General features: G+C 73.6%; 13 protein-coding genes and 1 pseudogene. 7 read left to right on the top strand and 7 right to left on the bottom strand.

Translation table 11 applies throughout. From position 1 onward, the window contains the following. The 6 genes and pseudogenes from K7787_RS17220 to K7787_RS32285 form a co-directional block, all read left to right on the top strand. The coding region (locus K7787_RS17220) for a beta-ketoacyl reductase (RefSeq protein ID WP_223001986.1) at positions 1–1,168 on the top strand (1,168 nt) is incomplete at its 5' end. A 42-nt stretch (positions 1,169–1,210) separates the two neighbouring features. Further along, a pseudogene (locus K7787_RS17215) lies at positions 1,211–4,327 on the top strand (type I polyketide synthase); the annotation flags it as partial. Positions 4,328–4,375: 48 nt separating this feature from the next. Continuing rightward, entirely contained in the window at positions 4,376–5,170 is a 795-nt protein-coding gene (locus K7787_RS17210; protein ID WP_223001982.1) for an arylamine N-acetyltransferase family protein, read from the top strand. A gap of 16 nt (positions 5,171–5,186) precedes the next feature. After that, positions 5,187–6,824, top strand: coding sequence for a bifunctional 3-(3-hydroxy-phenyl)propionate/3-hydroxycinnamic acid hydroxylase MhpA (gene mhpA, locus K7787_RS17205; RefSeq protein WP_223001980.1), 1,638 nt, complete (start codon positions 5,187–5,189; stop codon positions 6,822–6,824). Positions 6,825–7,036: 212 nt separating this feature from the next. Continuing rightward, complete coding sequence (locus K7787_RS17200) at positions 7,037–8,446, top strand: MFS transporter (RefSeq protein ID WP_247720983.1); 1,410 nt, start codon at positions 7,037–7,039, stop codon at positions 8,444–8,446. 111 nt (positions 8,447–8,557) lie between these two features. Further along, positions 8,558–9,658: a Gfo/Idh/MocA family protein gene (locus K7787_RS32285; RefSeq protein WP_308036378.1), complete on the top strand. Its 1,101-nt coding sequence runs from the start codon at positions 8,558–8,560 to the stop codon at positions 9,656–9,658. Positions 9,659–9,877: 219 nt separating this feature from the next. On the opposite strand, the gene K7787_RS17190 is transcribed toward K7787_RS32285, so the two are convergent. The 4 genes from K7787_RS17190 to K7787_RS17175 are packed head-to-tail and all read right to left on the bottom strand — an operon-like array spanning position 9,878 to position 13,721. Continuing rightward, positions 9,878–10,657 carry a DUF2306 domain-containing protein gene (locus tag K7787_RS17190; RefSeq protein ID WP_223001976.1) on the bottom strand — a complete coding sequence of 260 codons (780 nt, stop codon included), beginning with the start codon at positions 10,655–10,657 and terminating at the stop codon, positions 9,878–9,880. 40 nt (positions 10,658–10,697) lie between these two features. Next, entirely contained in the window at positions 10,698–10,919 is a 222-nt protein-coding gene (locus tag K7787_RS17185) for a ferredoxin (RefSeq protein ID WP_027758448.1), read from the bottom strand. A gap of 5 nt (positions 10,920–10,924) precedes the next feature. After that, positions 10,925–12,187 carry a cytochrome P450 gene (locus K7787_RS17180; protein ID WP_019984111.1) on the bottom strand — a complete coding sequence of 421 codons (1,263 nt, stop codon included), beginning with the start codon at positions 12,185–12,187 and terminating at the stop codon, positions 10,925–10,927. Positions 12,188–12,227: 40 nt separating this feature from the next. Further along, positions 12,228–13,721 carry an FAD-binding oxidoreductase gene (locus tag K7787_RS17175; RefSeq protein WP_233359381.1) on the bottom strand — a complete coding sequence of 498 codons (1,494 nt, stop codon included), beginning with the start codon at positions 13,719–13,721 and terminating at the stop codon, positions 12,228–12,230. 202 nt (positions 13,722–13,923) lie between these two features. Between K7787_RS17175 and K7787_RS17170 the strand changes: the two genes are divergently transcribed. Continuing rightward, positions 13,924–15,360 (top strand): acyltransferase family protein, encoded by a 1,437-nt coding sequence (locus K7787_RS17170; protein ID WP_308036377.1) that lies wholly within the window; start codon positions 13,924–13,926, stop codon positions 15,358–15,360. 116 nt (positions 15,361–15,476) lie between these two features. On the opposite strand, the gene K7787_RS17165 is transcribed toward K7787_RS17170, so the two are convergent. From K7787_RS17165 to proS, 3 genes are all read right to left on the bottom strand, one after another. Continuing rightward, a complete protein-coding gene (locus K7787_RS17165) occupies positions 15,477–16,865 on the bottom strand; it encodes a class II 3-deoxy-7-phosphoheptulonate synthase (protein ID WP_009191185.1) in 1,389 nt (462 codons plus the stop codon). 84 nt (positions 16,866–16,949) lie between these two features. Then, positions 16,950–17,741, bottom strand: coding sequence for a shikimate dehydrogenase family protein (locus tag K7787_RS17160; protein ID WP_164390999.1), 792 nt, complete (start codon positions 17,739–17,741; stop codon positions 16,950–16,952). Between the two features lie 409 nt (positions 17,742–18,150). After that, positions 18,151–19,563 carry a proline--tRNA ligase gene (gene proS, locus K7787_RS17155; protein WP_223001974.1) on the bottom strand — a complete coding sequence of 471 codons (1,413 nt, stop codon included), beginning with the start codon at positions 19,561–19,563 and terminating at the stop codon, positions 18,151–18,153. Positions 19,564–19,615 lie beyond the last annotated feature (52 nt).

Raw genomic sequence — 19,615 nt, 5'->3', positions numbered from 1 at the left:
ATTGGCGGCCCGGCATGTGGTCACGGCTCACGGCGTCCGGCGTCTGCTGCTGCTCAGCCGCCGTGGACCCGACGCGCCCGGGGCCGGCGACCTCACCCGTGAGCTGTCCGAACTCGGCGCGCATGTCACCGTCGTGGCCGCCGACGCGGCCGACCGCGACCAACTCGCCGCCGCCCTCGCGGGCATCGACCCCGACCACCCGCTCACCGCCGTCGTCCACACCGCCGGAGCGCTGAGCGACGCCACCTTCACGGCGCAGACCGCGCAGCACCTGGACGCGGTGTTCGCGCCGAAGACGGACGCGGCCCGCCACCTGTACGAGCTGACGAGGGACCAGGATCTGGCCGCGTTCGTCCTGTACTCCTCCGCGGCCGGCACCCTCGGGAACCCCGGGCAGGCCAACTACGCCGCCGCCAACGCCGCCCTCGACGCCTACGCCCACGCCCTGCGCGCCGACGGCTTCCCCGCCGTCTCCCTCGCCTGGGGACTGTGGGCGGACGCGAGCGGCATGACCGGGCACCTCGACGGGGGCGATCAGGACCGCATGAGCCGGCAGGGCGCGCTCGCCCTGTCCGCCGAGGAGGGCATGGCCCTGTTCGACGCGGCGCTGCGCTCGTCCGAGGCGGTCCGGGTGGCGAGCCGGATGAACTTCCCCGCGCTGCGCGCCGCGGCGGCCGAGCGCAGGCTCCCGGTCGTCTTCCGCGCGCTGGTGAGCCCGCCCCGCAAGGCGGCCCACGGTGCGCACGCCGACGGGGCGTCCCTCGCCGGGGAGCTGGCCGGCCTGCCCGAGGCGGACCGGCGGCGCCGCGTCCTGGAGCTGGTGCGCACCCACGCCTCGACGGTGCTGGGCGGCCAGCCGGTCCGGCCCGAACAGCCCTTCAAGGAGGTCGGCTTCGACTCGCTCACCGCGGTCGAGCTGCGCAACCGGCTCGCCACCGCGACCGGTGTGCGACTGCCGGCCACGCTGATCTTCGACTACCCGGCCCCGGCCGCGCTGGCCCGCCACCTGCTGGCCGAGCTGCTGCCCGACACCGCGCCGGAGCAGGAGACGCCGGCCGAGCCCGCCGCCCCGGCCGCCGCGGTGGCGGTGGAGGCGGAGCTGCACCGCATCGCCGCCATGGACGCCGACGACCTGGTGGCCCGTGCCCTGGGCGCCCTCGGCGCCTGACCAGCCAACTGACCGCCCCACACGGAGGATCTGATGGGTACGACGCCCAGCGACAAGGTCGTCGAGGCGCTGCGCGCCTCGCTGATGGAGAACGAGCGCCTCAAGCAGGAGAACCAGCGCATGGCCGCGGCGGCCCGCGAGCCGATCGCGATCGTCGGCATGGCGTGCCGGCTGCCCGGCGGGGTGAGCACCCCGGACGAGCTGTGGGAGCTGGTCGCCGAGGGCCGTGACGCCGTCTCCGGCTTCCCCGACAACCGGGGCTGGGACCTGGAGCGGCTCTTCGACCCCGACCCGGAGCGCCCCGGCACCTCGTACGTGAACCAGGGCGGGTTCCTCGACGGCGCCGCCGAGTTCGACGCGGGATTCTTCGGGATCTCGCCGCGCGAGGCGCTCGCCATGGACCCGCAGCAGCGGCTGCTGCTGGAGACGTCCTGGGAGGCCCTGGAGCGGGCGGGACTCGACCCGTCCGCGCTGGCGGGCGGCAAGGTCGGCGTCTACTCCGGCGTGATGTACCACGACTACGCGCCGGGCCTGGAGTTCACCCCCAAGGGACTGGAAGGCTTCCTCGGCACGGGCAACTCGGGCAGCGTGGCCTCCGGCCGGGTCTCCTACACGCTCGGTCTGGAGGGCCCGGCGATCACCGTGGACACGGCCTGCTCGTCGTCGCTGGTCGCCGTGCACCTGGCCGCGCAGGCGCTGCGCAGCGGGGAGATCGACATGGCGCTCGCGGGCGGCGTCGCGGTGATGGGCACGCCCGGAGTGTTCGTGGAGTTCTCCACCCAGCGCGGACTGGCCCGGGACGGCCGCTGCAAGGCGTTCGCGGACGCGGCCGACGGCACCGGCTGGGCGGAGGGCGTCGGCGTCCTCGCCCTGGAGCGGCTGTCGGACGCGCGGCGGCTGGGACATCCGGTGCTGGCGGTGGTGCGCGGCTCGGCCGTCAACCAGGACGGCACCTCCAACGGCCTGACCGCGCCCAACGGGCCGTCCCAGCAGCGCGTCATCCGTGCCGCGCTCGCCAACGCCGGGCTCACTCCGGACGGGGTGGACGCGGTCGAGGGCCACGGTACGGGCACCGCCCTGGGCGACCCGATCGAGGCGCAGGCGCTGCTCGCGACGTACGGCGGGAACCGCGGCTACCCGCTGTTCCTCGGGTCGCTGAAGTCCAACATCGGCCATGCGCAGTCGGCGGCCGGCGTCGCCGGGATCATCAAGATGGTGCAGGCGATGCGGCACGGCGTGCTGCCGAAGACGCTGCACGTGGACCGGCCGTCCACGAAGGTCGACTGGAGCGCCGGCGCGGTCGAACTGCTCACCGAACGCCGGGAATGGCCGCGGACCGGCCGCCCCCGCCGGGCCGCGGTGTCCTCGTTCGGTGTGAGCGGCACCAACGCCCACATCGTCCTCGAACAGGCCCCGGAGCAGCCCGAAGCTCGGAGCGCGCCCCGGCCCGTCGTCGTCCCCTGGATCGTGTCCGCCCGGACCGAGGCCGCGCTGCGCGCCCAGGCCGGCCGGCTGCCGGCGCCGTCGGAACGGCTCGACGCCGCGGCCGTCGCGCGAGGGCTGGCCTTCCACCGGGCCCGCCTGAACCGGCGGGCGGTCGTGTTGGGCTCGACGGACGCGGAACTGTCCGGCGGGCTGACGGCGCTGGCCGCGGGCGAGCAGGCGCCGAACGTGGTGACGGGCGCCGCGGACGTCGACGGCAGGACGGTGTTCGTCTTCCCCGGCCAGGGACACCAGTGGGCGGGCATGGGCGCCCGGCTCCTGGAGACCGAGTGGGTCTTCGCGCAGGCCATCGCCGACTGCGCGAAGGCGCTGTCGGCGTACGTCGACTGGGACCTGCTGGACGTGGTGCGGCAGGCGGAGGGCGCGCCGGACTTCGCCCGGGTGGACGTGGTCCAGCCGGCGTCGTTCGCCGTCATGGTGGCGCTGGCCCGGCTGTGGCAGCACTACGGCGTGCAGCCGGACGCGGTGGTGGGTCACTCGCAGGGCGAGATCGCCGCCGCGCACATCGCGGGCGCCCTCGGCCTGGACGACGCCGCCCGGGTGGTGGCGCTGCGCAGCCAGGCCATCGGCTCGCGGCTCGCCGGGCGGGGCGGGATGATGTTCCTGCCCGTCTCCCGGGCGGAGGCCGAGGACCGCATCGCCGAGTACGGCGGGAGCATCGAGATCGCCGCGGTCAACGGGCCGGCGTCCACCGTCGTCGCCGGTGACGCGGGCGCCCTCGGGGACTTCCGCGAGGCGGCGGAGCAGGCCGGGATCCGGGCCCGCGTGATCCCGGTCGACTACGCCTCGCACACCGGCCACGTCGAGGCCATCGAGGACGAACTCGCCACCGCCCTCGCGGGGTTGCGGCCCCAGACCCCGAAGATCCCGATGTACTCCACCTACCGGGACGCCTGGCTCGACGGCACGACCCCGCTGGACGCCGCCTACTGGTACGGCAACCTGCGCCACGAGGTCCGCTTCGCCGCCGCGGTCGACGCCCTCACCGCCACCGGCCACCACGCTTTCGTCGAGGTCAGCGCCCACCCCGTGCTCAACATGGCGCTGCGCGAGAACGTGGAGCGGTCCGGGGCGCCCACCGTCGTCGTGGGGTCGCTGCGGCGCGACGAAGGCGGCCCGGAGCGGTTCGCCGCCTCGCTGGCCGAGCTGTACGTGCGCGGCGGCAGCGTCGACTGGACGGGACTGCTCGGCCACGACGTGCCGGTCCCGCCCGAGGCGCTCGCCGCGCTGCCCACCTACGCCTTCCAGCACCGCTCCTACTGGCTCGAGCAGTTCCAGCCCGCGACAGCGGCATCCGACGTCCCCAACCCCCTGTTCCAGGAGAGCGACATGCCCACCGACGCCGACGACCAGCAGTCCTTCCGCGACCGCTACGCCGCCCTGCCCGCCGGCGAACGCCCCGCGGCGCTCCTCGACCTGGTGCGCGCCGAGACCGCCGCCGTGCTCGGCCACTCCGACGCCGGCGCGGTCGACGCCGACGAGGGCTTCTTCGACATCGGCTTCAACTCGCTGACCGCCGTCGAGCTGCGCAACCGCCTCGCCGCGGAGATCGGCGCCGAACTGCCCGTGATGCTCCTGTTCGACCAGCCCACGCCCGGTCTGCTCGCCGAGTACCTGCTCGACCACGTGGCGGCGCCGGCCGCCGAGTACGCCTGAGCCCCGACGACCGCGACCGCCCGGCACCGAAGAGAAACGGACCTCACCATGTTCGACCTCGACCACTACCTGTCCGTACTGGGCCACACCGGCCCCGTACCGGCCCCCACCGCGGAGACGCTGCGGCTGCTGCACAAGCGGCACCTGATGACCGTGCCGTTCGACAACTTCCTCAACGGGGAACGCGGCACGGCCATCTGGGACGGCGTCGACATCGACGTCGACGCCGTCTACCAGGAGGTGATCGTCGGCGGCCGCGGCGGCGTCTGCTACGAGCTCAACGGCCTCTTCCGGGCGCTGCTGACCCGGCTCGGCTACGAGGTCGTGGTGCTGTCCGCCGGAGTGCGCGGCCCGGACGGCTCCTACGGCCCGGACATGGAGCACCTGTTCAACGGCGTGCGGATCGACGGCGAGTGGTACCTGGCGGACGTCGGCTACTCCGGCCCCTCCCTGATCGAGCCGGTCCGCGTGTCGGCCGAGCCGCAGGAGCAGTACGGCACGGCCTTCCGGGTGCGCGAGGACGACGACGGCTTCCACTACCTGGAGCGCCGCCCCCGGGACGGCGAGTGGGGCGTCGTCCACCGCTTCCGGCTGCGGCCGCGGGCGTTCTCCGAGTGGCTGGACGCCGACCACCCCGAGCTGGACGCCTACGCCCGGATGCTCTCCGCCCATGTGACGTACATCCGCGGCCGGGCCCTGGAGAACGGGCAGATGACGCTGACCGGCCGGCGCCTGCTGATCGTCGAGGACGGCCGGGAACGGGTGCGGGTGCTGGTGAAGGCGGACGACTTCGAGGCCGTGCTCGACGACATCCTGCTGCGGACCCGTTCCGCGGCCGCCTGAGGGGGGTGAGGCGCACATGACGGCAACGGCTGCCGAAGCCCGCCGGTGGCCCGAGGAGACGGCGGACCTGCTGATCGTCGGCTACGGGCCGGTCGGCCAGGTGCTGGCCAACCTGATGGCGCAGCGCGGGCGGCGGGTGATCGTCGTGGAACGGCATCCGCGTCCGTACCCCATGCCGCGCGCCGTGGCCTTCGACGGCGAGGCCGCGCGGATCCTGGCCGCGGCCGGGGTCGCCGACCACCTCGCCTCGGTCGGCGAACCCTCCGGCGACTACCTCTGGCGCAATGGCGAGGGCCGCGACCTGCTGTACATCGGCGCGGCCGAGGTGAAGGGACGCAACGGCTGGCCGGAGTCGACCTCCATGTACCAGCCGGGCCTGGAGGCCGCCCTGATCGCCCACGGCGAGCGGCTGCCGAACCTGACGGTGCTGCGCGGCCAGGAGGCCGTACGGCTCGCGCACGACGAGGACGGCGCCGTCCTGCACGTCGTCGGCAAGGACGGCACGCCGCGGCTGCTGCGCGGCCGGTGGGTGGTCGGCTGCGACGGCGCGAACAGCCTCGTCCGCCGCACGATCGGCACCGACTTCGCCGACCTGGGCTTCCACCACGCGTGGCTGATCTGCGACCTGGCGCTGCACGACCGGCGCGCCTTCGTCCCCAACAACCTGCAGATCTGCGATCCGGCCCGGCCGCGCACCCAGGTCTCGGCGGGGCCGGGGCACCGGCGCTGGGAGTTCATGCTGCTGCCCGGCGAACGCAAGGAGGACATGGACGATCCCGCGACCGCCTGGCGGCTGCTCGCCGGGTGCGGCATCACCCCGGACGACGGGGTGATGGAGCGGCACGCGGTCTACACGTTCGAGGCCGCGACCGCCCGGCAGTGGCGCCTGGGCCGCCTGCTCATCGCCGGCGACGCGGCCCACCTGATGCCGCCGTTCGCCGGCCAGGGCATGAGCTCCGGCTTCCGCGACGTCGCCAACCTGGCCTGGAAACTGGACCTGGTGCTGGCCGGGCGGGCCGGCGAGGAACTGCTCGACTCCTACGCCGAGGAGCGGGCCGCCCATGTGCAGCACGCCATCCGGATGTCGGTGAACCTCGGCAAGGTCATCTGCCAGACCGATCCGAAGGCCGCCGCCGACCGCGACGAGGTGATGATCGCGGCCCGGGAGCGGCAGCTGGCGCGCCCGCAGCAGTCGCCGTTCCAGCCGCTGACCCGGGGCCTGGTGTGGCGCGACGGCACGGGCCGCAGACGGCGCGGCGCGGGCGACCAGGTGCCGCAGCCGCGCGTCGCCGCGGGGGCGACCGAGGACCTCTTCGACGAAGTCGTGGGCCGCGGCTTCGTCTTCGCCTCCCTCGACGACCCGCGGGAGCTGCTCGGCGCCGGGCGCACCGAGTTCCTGCGCTCGCTCGGCGCCCGCCTGGTGCGGCTGCTGCCCGCGGACGCCGACCCGGCCGCGGCGCCCGCGGGCAGCGTGGTCGACACCGAGGGCGGCTTCGCCGCCTACCTCCACGAGGTGGGGGCCCGCTGCGTGCTCGTACGCCCCGACGCCTACGCGTTCGGCGCGGCGGACGGGGCCGAAGGCGCACGGGAACTGGTCGACGCGCTGAGCGACGCCCTCGCCGAGGCCGGGCGACCCGTGCCGGCGGCCGGATGAGTGACCCGCGCACCGGCTCGGACCTGCGCGGTTACAGCGGGGTTTCCGTCCGATGGCCGCGCGCGTGGCGTACTGGTCCCACGCGCGGGCGCGTCGGCGGTGAGCCCTGGAGTCCGAGTGCGATCACGATGTGACGACGAAAGAAGTGAGTGATGACCCCCCCGACAGCACAGGGCCGCTCGCGCGGCCTCGCGCTCAGCATTCTCTGTGCGATGCAGCTGATGATCATCCTTGACGGGACGATCGTCACTGTCGCCCTCCCCACCATCCAGAGCGGTCTCGGTTTCTCCCAGAGCGGTCTGTCCTGGGTGGTGAACTCCTACCTCATCGCCTTCGCCGGTCTGCTGCTGCTGTCCGGCCGGCTCGGTGACCTGATCGGCGCGAAGAAGGTGTTCCTCAGCGGTCTGACGACGTTCACCGTCGCCTCCCTGCTGTGCGGTCTCGCGAACTCCTCGGAGCTGCTCATCGCGGGCCGGTTCCTCCAGGGCGTGGGCGCCGCGCTCGCCTCCGCCGTGGTCCTCGGCATGATCGTGGGCCTGTACCCGGAGCCGGGCGATCAGGCCAAGGCCATGGGCATCTACAGCTTCGTCTCGGCCGGCGGCGCGTCGGTCGGGCTCATCGCGGGCGGCGTCATCACCGAGGCGTTCGGCTGGCACTGGGTGTTCCTGATCAACCTGCCGGTCGGCGCGATCGCCCTGGTCCTCGGCATGCGCGAGCTGGCCGCGCAGCCGGGACTGGGGCTCGGCGCGGGCGCCGACGCGATCGGCGCGGTGCTGGTGACGGTCGGCCTGTCGCTGGGCGTCTTCACCATCTCGCAGATCTCCGAGGACCGGTTCGGCGCCGGTGAGCTGGCGCTGTACGGGGCGGTCGCGGTGGCGCTGCTCGCGGCGTTCGTGTGGCGGCAGGCCGCCGCACGGCGTCCGCTGCTGGCGCTGCGGATCTTCCGCAGCCGGGAGATCGTCGGCGCCAACCTCGCCGTCGTCCTGGTCTTCGCGGCCGGATTCGGCTTCCAGTTCCTCAACGCGCTGTACCTTCAGCGGGTGCTGGGCTTCGACTCGATGCAGACCGGTCTCGCGTTCCTGCCGGCGCCGCTGGTGATCGGCACCATGTCCCTGTTCTTCACGGCCAAGCTCACCGCGCGCTTCGGCACCCGGCGGGTCCTGCTGACCGGCCTGCTGTTCCTCGCGGGCGGTCTGCTGCTGCTCAGCAGGGCGCCCGTGGACGGCGACTACTGGGTGGACGTCGCGCCCACCCTCGTCATCCAGGGCTTCGGCATGGGCCTGACCGTGCCGTCGGTCATCATGCGCGCCATGTCGGGCGCCGCCCCCGAGGACGCGGGCCTGGCGTCCGGCCTGAACAACACGGCGCAGCAGGCGGGCGCCGCGGTGGGCCTGGCGGTTCTCGCCACGCTGGCCACCTCGCGCAGCAACACCCTGCTCCACGAGGGCCACACGCAGGTGCAGGCGCTGCGCGACGGATACAGCCTGGCGTTCCTCTTCGCCGCCGGGTTCGTGTTCGTGGCCTGGTGCGTGACGTTCCTGGTGCTCAGGGACACCGAGGCCGCGGCCCCCAACGAGGCGCCGGCCGCGGCCGACGCCCCGGCCGTCAACGCCCACATCTGACACAGCGACACCTGGTCGGAGCGTGACCGGACCACCGGTCGCGCTCCGACGCGTATCCCGTGCGGCCCCTCGCCGCGCGGGCCGACCCGTACAGACGAAAGAGGTTTCACCGTGGCGGACAGGATCCGAGTGGGAGTCGTCGGCGCGCACGCCGAACGGGGCTGGGCCCGGGCCATCCACCTCCCGGCGCTGCAGGCGCTGGACGACTTCGAGATCGTCGCCGTCGCCGGCACGAGCGACGCCTCGGCGCGCGCGGCGGCAGAGGTCTGGGGCGCCGCCCGGGCCTACGACGACGCCCGCGCCCTGCTGGCCGACCCGGACGTCGACCTGGTCACCGTCGCCGTCCAGCTTCCCCGGCGCGACGGCCTGGTGGAGGCGGCCGTCGACGCCGGCCGGCACGTCTACAGCGAGTGGCCGCTCGCCCTGGACGCGGCGACCGCCGAGCGCTTCGAGGCGAAGGCGCGGGCCGCGGGGGTCCGGCACGCGGTCGGGCTGCAGAGCAGGCACCACCCGGCGGTGCGCCTGCTGCGGGACCTGCTGGCGCAGGGGCTCGTCGGCGAGGTGCTGTCGGCGTCCCTGCTGTACTCGCTGAGCACCCCGGACGCGTGGTCCACCCGGTACGCGGACCTGTTCGACGAGACGAAGGGCGTCAACCACGTGGCGGTGGTCGGCGGCCACTCGCTGGACATGTTCCAGTACGCGGTGGGGGAGTTCGCCGAGGTGTCCGCGACCCTCACCACCCGGATCGACCGGATCACGATGCAGGAGACGGGCGAGCGGATCGAGGTGACGTCGCCGGACCAGATCGTGATGGGCGGTCTGCTGCGCTCGGGCGTGGCCGCGTCCGCGCACTTCATGACCGGCGGTCCGCGCGGTGACGGTTTCCGTATCGAGGTGCACGGCCGGGCCGGGCGCCTGGTGCTGGTCTCCTCGGACGACTCGCTGGTCGGCCCGCAGTTCACGCTGACCCACGCCGCGGCGAACGGCTCGCCCGCGGTCCAGGTGCCGGTGCCGGACGCCTACCGGCCGCTGCTGCCGGGGCCGCCTTCACCGGTGAGCAACGTGGCCCAGGTGTACACGGACCTGGCCCGGGCGATCCGCACCGGCGACGCCTTCGGCCCGGACTTCACCACCGCGGTGCGCGTCCACCGGCTGCTGGACGCCGTCAAGGCGTCGGCGCGCCACGGCGGCCGCGAGACCCTCCCGCTCTGACCACCGTCCACACCCCCGGCCGGCCCGGCCCGCCGCCCGCTGCACGGCGCCGGCGGGCCACCGTCCCCCCCCCCGGCGGGCCGGCGGGCCGCTGTCCTCCCGGCCGGTCGGGGCGGCGGGGCGCTGTTCCCGCGCGGGGCGGCCGGTACGCCGTCGGGGCCGCCTCCCGCGGGAGGCGGCCCCGTGGCCGTGTGCCGTGGTGCGGCGCCGCCGCGGACCTCACGTCCGCGGGGCCACCGCCTTCCGGCGGGCCGCACGCGCCCGGTGACGGGCCCCGGCTCCCCGCTCGACCAGCCACCACTCCGCGAAGAGCAGCGGCAGGATCCACCCCGGCCACGACGCCAGACCGGCCCGCTGCTGTCCCCAGGCGATCAGCTCCGCCACGTTCTGCGTGACGGGCGGCGGCAGGATCGTGTGGTCGTACACCACCCCGAGGACGCGGCTGAGGACGATCGACATGGTGAGCGCGAAGCTGCGCACCATCCACCGGCGGTGCTCGGCGATGCGGCCCTGCCGGGCCATGCGCAGGCCCGCGACGGCCGTGCCGATCCACAGCACCGACGTCGTCATGGTGCTCATCTGCATCGACAGCCCCGAAGGGCTCGCGTACGCCACGGCCAGGGCCGCCGGGCCGCCCGACAGGACGGCCGCCACATAGAGCCGGCCGCTGAGCCGGTGCACCCGCGGGTGGCGCCGGCGCAGGGCCGGCCACACCTGGAGGCAGCAGGTCACGATCGCGACCGTGCCGGCCAGGATGTGCACGACCAGCACCGGGTAGTGCCAGGGGTACTGCGGGTTCGGCGGAATCTTGGAGTCCGCCGGGTCGAAGGTGAGGTAGCGGGGGATGCCCATGACCAGGAACACCCCCACCACCAGGGCGAGCGGCCCGACCCAGGGGCGCCGCCACCAGCGCGGCGGCGCCTCGGCCCCGCCGGCCTCGCGGCGTGGCTCCGCCGCGCCGTCCGGGGACCGCCCCGGCTCCGTCGTCGTGATCGTCACGCGGTTCTCCTGTCCGCCCCCGGTCCGCCGCGGACCCGGGTCAGTCGGCGGCGACCAGGGCTTCGCCCGTCGCCTGGTCGGTGATGTGGATGGCCCGGTAGGGGCAGTAGTCCGCGGCGTCGAGCACGTCCTCGTCGGGCTCGATACGGGACTCGACGGGCTGCGCCTTGCCGTCGACGAGCCGGAAGCGGTCGGGGAGCGAGCCGTTGCACAGCCCGGCGCCCATGCACACGCGGCGGTCGACGTCGATCTGCCAGGTCATGACGGTCACCACCGCACCGGCAGCGCGGCGACGCCCCGTACGACGTGGTCGCGCTTCCACGGCACCTCGGCGGCGGGCACGGCCAGTTCCAGGGAGGGCAGACGGCGCAGCAGCGTGCCGAGCGCCACCTGGAGTTCCAGCCGGGCCAGCGGGGCGCCCAGGCAGTGGTGGATGCCGTGCCCGAAGGCGATGTGCGGGTTGTGCTCGCGGGTCAGGTCGAGTTCCTCGGGACGCTCGAAGACCCGGGGGTCCCGGTTGGCCACGGCCGGGAACACCATGACGGCCTCGCCGGCCCTGACCAGCTGCCCGCCGACCTCGATGTCCTCCACCGCGATACGGGTGTTCTCCGAGTACGGGCTGAGCGGGGTGACCCGCAGCAGTTCCTCGATGGCGGTCGGCAGCGACTCCGGCCGCTCGACCAGCCGTTCCCACTCCTCGCGCCGGCTGAGCAGGATGTACAGGTGGTTGGCGAGCTGGTTGGCGGTGGTGTGGTGGCCGGTGGCCAGGAGCGCGATCGACATGGTGATCAGCTCCTCCTCGCTGAGCCGGTCCTCCTCGTCGCGGGCGGCCACGAGCGCGGACAGCAGGTCGTCGCCGGGCTCGGCGCGCCGCTGGGCGATCAGCGCGGACATGTACTCGGGCAGCTTCTCGAAGCGCGCCTCGTTCATCTCCTCGAGCGTGTGCTCGTTGCCGATGGTCAGCCAGGTGTCGATCCAGCCGCGGAACTTGTAGTGGTCCTCCAGCGGCACGGCGAGCATCTCGCAGATCACGGTGATCGGCAGCATCCACGCGTACTGCGCGGCCAGGTCGCCGGTGCGGTCCTCGGCGGCCAGCAGGCGGTCCAGGAGGTCGTCGGCGATCTCCTGGGCGCGGGGCCTGATCTGCTCCACGCGGCGCACCGTGAACGCCTTGGCGACCAGCTTGCGCAGCCGCGCGTGCTCCGGGTCGTCCATGGAGACGATGTTCAGTTCCTCGTACGCCTTGCGGACCCGCGGCACGTCCTTGCCGACCGTGGCGGCCCGGCTGAACCGCGGGTCGGCCAGGACGGTCTTGATGTCGGCGTGCCGGGTGGCGAGCCATGCCTCGCCGCCGTACTGCATGGAGACCCGGGTCAGGGCCCGCTCTTCGCGCACTTCGGCGTACGCGGGATGCAGATCGGTGGCCACGGGTTCGGCGAAGGGGTAGTCGAGCACCCGGTGCATGGGGCACCCGGGCGGGGGAACGGCGGCGTCGCCGGGCTGGAGGCCGGCGTGGTCGGTGACCGTCATCGGAAGGTCGCCCTCTCTGGCGCGGTAGGGGTGGTGGTCGTCAGTTGCCGATGGCGCGGGGGAAGTCGAACAGGCGGTGCGGGTCGTACGCCTGCTTGAGCGCCTTCAGGCGGGCGTAGTTGGAGCCGTAGTAGGCGTTCTGCCAGCCGCCGAGGTACTTGTCGGGGAAGTTGATGTAGGACTGGCCCTCGGACAGCGGGTCGATGACGCCGAAGCCCTTCGTCGCCCACGCCACGGCCGCGTCGGCCTCCTCCGCGCCCGGCGTCGCGGTGCCGAGGGCCACGCCGTAGCCGACGTGGAACAGCGCGTCGCGGTGGACGAACGCGGTGGCGTCCGGAGCGAGGTCGGCCACGGCGCCGCCGAGCCCCATGAAGCTCAGGTACCGGGTCTGCCCGGAGCGCGGTGCGGCCTCGAACGCCGCGAGCGCGGCGGCGGTGCCGGACGCCCCGAGGGGCCTGCTGACCAGGCGGGCGCGCATGCGCTGCCACTCGGTGCGCGGGTGGGAGCCGCCGTCGGCGAGGCCGTACACGTACTGCATGCCCTCGTCGAACGGCAGGTCGAGGACCCGGCTGGTGGCGGGCTGCGCCCCGACCAGCGAGGCGAGTTCGGCGAGGCCCGCGTTCGCGTCGTCCTCGGTGGTGTAGTAGGCGCCCTGCTGGAGGATGACCGGCGGGTTCCCGGAGCCGGCGTCCGGCTGGATGACGATGACCTGGCCGGTGGAGCCGCGGGGCGTGTCGGCGTACCACTCCTGCCAGGCGGTGAGGAACCGCTCGGCGTGGGACCAGTCCCAGGTCTGCTCGTAGAAGACCATGCGCGGGGCGGCGACCGGCCGCAGCTCGAAGTCGACGACCACCCCGAAGTTGCCGCCGCCGCTGCCGCGCAGCGCCCAGAACAGATCGGGGTTGCAGCGCTCGCTCGCGGTCACCAGACGGCCGTCGGCCAGCACCACCTTGGCGGAGACCAGCCGGTCGGAGCCGATGCCGAAGGCGCGGCTCTGGTAGCCGACGCCGCCGCCGGAGACGTAACCGCCCACCGCGACGTCGTGGCAGGTGCCCGTCACCATCTGCTGGTTGAACGGCTTCAGGGCGTGGAGCGCCTCGATGCTGATGGTGCCGGGGCCCACGTGCACGGTCGGGGAGCCGCCGCCGGTGACGTGGTTGAGGCGGCGCACGTCGAGGATCATGCCCTCGCCGGAGGACCAGCCGAGGAAGTTGTGGCCGCCGCTGCGCACGCGCGGCTTGACGCCGTTGGCGGCCGCGAACCGGATCGCGGTCTGGACGTCCTCGGCGCTCTCGGCGTAGACGACGGCCTGCGGGGTGAGGCTGTCGAACTCGCCGATGGCCAGTTGCTTGGCGGTGCCGTAGGCGGCGTCGCCGGGAAGGACGACGTCGCCGCCGACGGCCGCGCGCAGCCCCTCCCAGTCGGGTGCGGCGCTCGCGCGGATGGCGGCGGACGCCGACGTGGTGGCCGCGGCACCGGCCGCCGCTGACACGGCGAGGGCGCCCCCGGCGCGGAGCAGGTTCCTTCGGTCCATCATTGATTCCTCCGTGTGGCGTGAATACGCGAGAACGCTAGGGTGCCGAGGCCGGGGATGAATTCCCCTAACACCCCCCTGGATTCGTCCGGTGAATTCGGCTGGGGGAATATACGGGTGCCCGCCGGCCGCACCGCTCTTCTAGGCTCCTGGCATTCCAGATCCCAGTCGTTCACCGCTCGGGCCGAAACAGGAGACCATCGTGACCGCAACCATTCCTGAGGTGGACACCGGTGCGCCCGGGCCACGGCGGAAAGCCCTCCCGTCCCTGACGGGCATGCGGTTCTTCGCCGCGCTCCTGGTGTTCTTCATCCACTCCCTGCAACCGATCGGGCCGGTCGACCCCACGGGGCCGGTCAACCCGTTCGCCGACCGGTCCGTCGCCCAGGGGCTGCTGAAGTTCTTCGGGCCGGCCGGTTACCTCGGCGTGTCCTTCTTCTTCCTGCTGAGCGGATTCGTCATCACCTGGTCGGTGCGTCCGGGAGAGCGGCTCACCGCCTACTGGCGGCGCCGTGTCGTGAAGATATTCCCCAATCACCTGGTGATGTGGGCGGCGGCCATGCTGCTCTTCGCGTCGGCGTACACCCCGGTGAGCACCTGGCTGCCCAATCTTTTCCTGGTGAACTCATGGATCAATGAATTCACCGTCCAGATGAGCGTGAACGCGCCGTCCTGGTCGCTCTGCTCCGAATTGCTCTTCTATCTGTCGTTCCCGTTCCTGCTGCTCGCGGTGCGGCGGGTGAAGACGGAACACCTGTGGTGGTGGGCCGGCTGTGCGGCGGCGGCCACGGCCGGGGTCGCCCTGGTGACGAAGACGCTCCTGCCCGACACCCCGCGGCTGCCCGTGATCCCGCTCTCGCCCACCCAGAACTGGTTCAACTACACCTTCCCGCCCATGCGGATGTTCGAGTTCGTGCTCGGCATGCTGCTGGCCCGGCTGGTCATCGCCGGCCGCTGGCCCCGCATCCCGGCCGGCTGGGTGGTGGCCCTGCTGGCGGCCGGCTACGCCGCCGCGATGTACGCGCCCGCGCCGTTCAACTTCGTCTCGGTGACGGTCGTGCCGTTCGGCGTCGCCATCGCCTCCGTGGCCCGCGCCGACGTGCACGGGGTGCGCACCCGCCTGGACGGCCGGGTCCTGGTGTGGCTCGGCAACGTCTCCTTCGGCTTCTACCTGTGCCAGGGAGTGGTCATCTTCTGGGGCCGCCAGAAGCTCCTGGGCAACGGGCAGTTCACCACGCCCGTCGCGATCCTCGTCATGATCGGCATGTTCGCGGCCACCCTGCTCGGCGGCTGGCTGCTGTACGCCTGCGTGGAGATGCCCGCGATGCGCCACCTCAGCCGGTCCCGCGCCGAGCGCGCCGAACGCGCCGCCGCACGGTCCGCCCCGGCCGACGCCGTGACCGCCGGCGCCGGGACGGCGGACGCCGTGGCCGCCGGGACCGTGATCCCCATGGCCGCCGACGCCGGGACCGTGATCCCCATGGCCGCCGGCACCGGCACCGGCACCGTGGCCGGCACGGTGGTCGCCGACGCCGGTGCGCCGGCCGGGCTCGTCGCCGAGGCCCAGGCCGCGCCGATCACGCCAATCACGCCGGCCGAACCCTCCGCCGCCGGCAGCGGACCCGTCCGCGCCTCCTGAAGACCCCCTTCGTGTCCCTCCGTTCCCCCGCCCGGACACGAAGGGCCCGCCCCGTGGCGGGCACGGCACCCGCCGCGCCCGCCACGGGGCTTTCCGGCCCGGGCATCGCGGGATGGTCATCCCCGCATCAAGTCGTTGACGAGCCAGGCGAGTTCCACGGACTGCTCGGCGTTCAGCCGCGGGTCGCACAGCGTCTCGTAACGCGCCGCCAGCGCCGTGTCGTCCAGGGCGCGGGCGCCGCCCAGGCACTCGGTGACCTGGTCGCCCGTCAGCTCGACGTGCAGCCCGCCGGGGTGGGTGCCCAGCTCCCGGTGCACCTCGAAGAACCCGCGCACCTCGTCGATGATGTCGTCGAAGTGCCGGGACTTGTAACCGCTCTCCGTCTCCCGGGTGTTGCCGTGCATCGGGTCGCACTGCCACACGACCCGGTGGCCGAGCGCGGTGACCTTCTCCACGATGGGCGGCAGCACCTCGCGGACCCGGTCCCGGCCCATCCGCGAGATGAGGGTGAGGCGGCCGGGCTCCCGGTCCGGGTCGAGCCGCCGCACGTACTCGACGGCCTGCTCGGGGGACGTCCCGGGGCCGATCTTCAGCCCGATCGGGTTGGCCAGCTGCGCGGCCAGGGCGATGTGGGCGCCGTCCAGGTCGCGGGTGCGCTCGCCGATCCACAGGAAGTGCCCGGACAGGCCGTACAGCGCCGTACGGCCGGTGCCGTCCTCGTCGACGCCGCGCAGCAGGCCCCGCTCGTAGTCCAGGAGCAGCGCCTCGTGGGCCGCGTACACCTCGGTGGTGTGCAGGGCCCGGTGGTCGGCGCCGCAGGCCTTCATGAAGCGCAGACCGCTGTCGATCTCGTCGGCGAGGGCGCGGAAGCCCTGGCCGGCCGGCGAGGCCCGGACGAAGTCGAGGTTCCACTCCCGCACCTGGTCCAGGCCGGCCATCCCGGAGTCGGTCATCGCCCGCAGGTGGTTGAGGGCGGCGGCGGAGTGCGCGTACGCCTCCAGCATCCGGCCCGGGTCGGCGACGCGGGCGGCGGGAGAGGGCTCGGCGGAGTTGACGATGTCCCCGCGGTAGACCGGCAGGTTCAGTTCGTCCGAGGGCTTGGAGCGGGGCTTGGCGTACTGTCCCGCGAGCCGCGCGACCTTGACCACGGGCAGGCTCGCCCCGTGCGTGAGGATCACGGCCATCTGCAACAGGGTGCGGACGTTCGCGCGGACGTGCTCCCCGGTGTTGCCCTCGAAGGTCTCCGCGCAGTCCCCGCCGTGCAGCAGGAACGCGCGCCCGTGGGCCACGTCGGCCAGCCGCCGGCGCAGCCGGTCGACCTCGCCGGGCAGCACCAGCGAGGGGAGCCGCGCCAGGGTCGCGCGCACCCCGGTGACCTGGGCGGGGTCCGGGTACTCCGGCTGCTGCGCCGCGGGCCGGGCGAGGGCGTCGGCCACCCGTTCGGCCACTGCGGGAGGCAGCGCGGCGTCGGGCGCCGCGACTGTGGTCTGTATGAGTGGAGGCATGTCCAGGACAGTAGGCAGGGCGCGACGCGCACCGGGCCACTGAGCGGTAACCCGGCTCCCATCTGCCACGAAGGGGGGCCGGCGTCAGCCCAGCCGGAAGAACTCGCGGTACAGCGAGAGCTGTTCGGCCAGCATCGGCTCGCCGTAGTGGTGGGGCAGTCCCGCCTCCCGCGCCGCCCGCAGCAGGGGCGTCGACCGCGGCTTCATGATGATGTCGGCGACCCGTGTGCCGGGGCGCAACCGGGCCGGGTCGAAGGGCAGCGGATCGTCGGGACGCAGCCCCATCGGCGTGGCGTTGACGGCGAGGTCCGCGTCGACGTGCCGGGGGGAGACGGCGAGACGCCCCGGGAAGTGCGGGGCGAGACGGGCCTCCAGGGCGGCGGCGCGTCCCGGGTCCACGTCCCAGACGGTGACGCGCGCGCCCGCCGTCAGCAGCGCCACCGCGATCGCCGACCCGGCGCCGCCGGCGCCCGCCAGGCACACCGTCGCGCCCCGCGGGTCGTGTCCCGCGGCGCGCAGAGCGCGGACGAAGCCCTCCCCGTCGAAGTTCGCGCCCTCCCAGCCGCCGTCCGGCAGCCGACGCATCGCGTTGACCGAGCCGCTCAGCCCGGCGGCCTCCGTGACCCGGTCGGCGAGCGCCCGGCAGGCGGGCTTGTGCGGAACGGTCACCAGCAGCCCGTCGAGATTGCGTACGGCGCCGAGCCCCCGCACGGCCCCGTCGAGCCCCTCCGGCGCCACGTCCACCGGCACCAGTACGGCGTCCTTCCCGAGCCGCGCGAAGAGCGGATTGAGCAACGCCGGGGCCCGCACCTGCGTCACCGGGGCGCCGAGCACGGCGTACAGACGGGTCGTCCCCGTGATGGTCACCGCGTCCATGTCCTGACCGCCTTCCCCACCGGACCGCCGAGCCGGGCGGACGGGACGACGATACGGCGACCCGCACGCCGGGCCACCCCCTGACGTCCCCCTGAACAGCGACGCGAACCGTCCGGGGCCCGCGCTCGCGTCCGCGCCGGCGGGAGGCGTCCGCCGGCGCGGAGTCACCCCGCGACCGCGAGACATGCCCGACCAGTCGGTCCCGGTCCGGGCCGACCGGATGGAGGCGACGAATCTCAAGGCCCGGGCGCGGGGGGAAGACGGAGGGCTTCGACGAGGAGCAGAGGAAGGCGACCTGCACCGCCGGTCAGACCATGGCCGAGGCCCAGACGGTCGGGTGCAGGCGCAGGATCCCAGCGCGGGCCGGGCGCCCGACCCCGCGCGGGTCAGGCGCCGGACCCCGCGTCGATCAGTAGGCGCGGGCCACGATGGCGACGTTGCCCGGCTGGTCGTCGCTGTCGGGGACCGAGCCGTCCGCGGCGACCAGGCACCGTACGGACACACCCTGCTCGGCGAGGGCCGCCTCGCCCTCCGGGCCCAGCGTGGCCCAGGGGATGCGGGCCCAGCCCGTGGCCGCCGCCTCCGCGGCCTCCTCGATCGTGGCCGTATCGACCGTACGGTCCTCGCGGCGCTCGCGGGACTGCGCGAGCAGCAGCGCCTGGTCCTCCTCCAGCACCTTCGGGAGCAGCGCCTCGATCTCCCCGATCCGCACCGGCGCCTTGCCGCCGGGGATGCGGCGGGCCAGCATCGCGGTGCCGTTCTCCAGGTCGCGCGGGCCCACCTCGATACGGACCGGCACGCCCTTCAGCTCCCAGTCCACGGCGCGCCGGCCGAAGGGGACGTCGGTGCGGTCGTCGACCCGGACGCGCACCCCGGCGGCCTTGAGCCGATCGCCGATCTCCCGGACCTTCGCGATCACCGCGTCGTCGTCCTTGACTGCGAGCACGACGGCCTGGACCGGCGCCAGCCGCGGCGGCACGCGCAGCCCGCTGTCGTCGCCGTGCGACATGATCAGCCCGCCGACCATACGGGTCGACGTACCCCACGAGGTCTGCCAGACCAGCTCCTGCCTGCCGTCCTTGGACAGATACTGAGTGTGGAAGGCCTTGGCGAAGTTCTGGCCCAACTCGTGGCTGGTGCCCATCTGGAGCGCCTTGCCGTCGCCCATCATGCCTTCGAGCGTGAGGGTGTTGATCGCCCCGGCGAAGCGCTCGCGGACGGTCTTGCGGCCGAGGACCACGTCGATGGCGAGGACGCCGACCATGAAGTCGTGGTAGACGTCCCGGTGGATGCGCGCGGCGTAGGCGCGGGCGTCCTCGTAGGTGGCGTGGGCGGTGTGCCCCTCCTGCCACAGGAACTCGGTCGTCCGGAGGAAGACGCGCGGACGCATCTCCCAGCGGACGACGTTCGCCCACTGGTTGATCAGCAGGGGCAGGTCGCGGTAGCTCTGCACCCACTTGGAGAAGTACTCGTTGACGATCGTCTCGGAGGTGGGCCGGACGACGATCGGCTCCTCCAGCTCCTTGCCGCCGCCGTGCGTGACGACCGCCAGCTCGGGCGCGAACCCCTCGACGTGCTCGGCCTCCCGGGTCAGGTACGACTGCGGGATGAAGAGCGGGAAGTAGGCGTTGGCGGCGCCCGCGTCCTTGATCCGGGCGTCCATCTCCTGCTGCATCCGCTCCCACAGCCCGTACCCGTACGGTCGGATGACCATCGTGCCGCGCACCGGGCCGTTGTCGGCCAGCTCGGCCTTGTTGATCAGTTCCTGGTACCAGCGGGGGAAGTCTTCCGCCCGGGGGGTGAGAACGGGTGCCTTTGCCATAGCGCGCATGCTAGAGCGCGCGCTCGGCCCCACGCGAACGGCTTTACGGCGG

The sequence above is a fragment of the Streptomyces sennicomposti genome, from assembly GCF_019890635.1.
Lineage (GTDB): Bacteria > Actinomycetota > Actinomycetes > Streptomycetales > Streptomycetaceae > Streptomyces > Streptomyces sennicomposti.
Note: the sequence above shows the minus strand (reverse complement) of the source record. Positions and strands in the feature narration are given on the sequence as shown.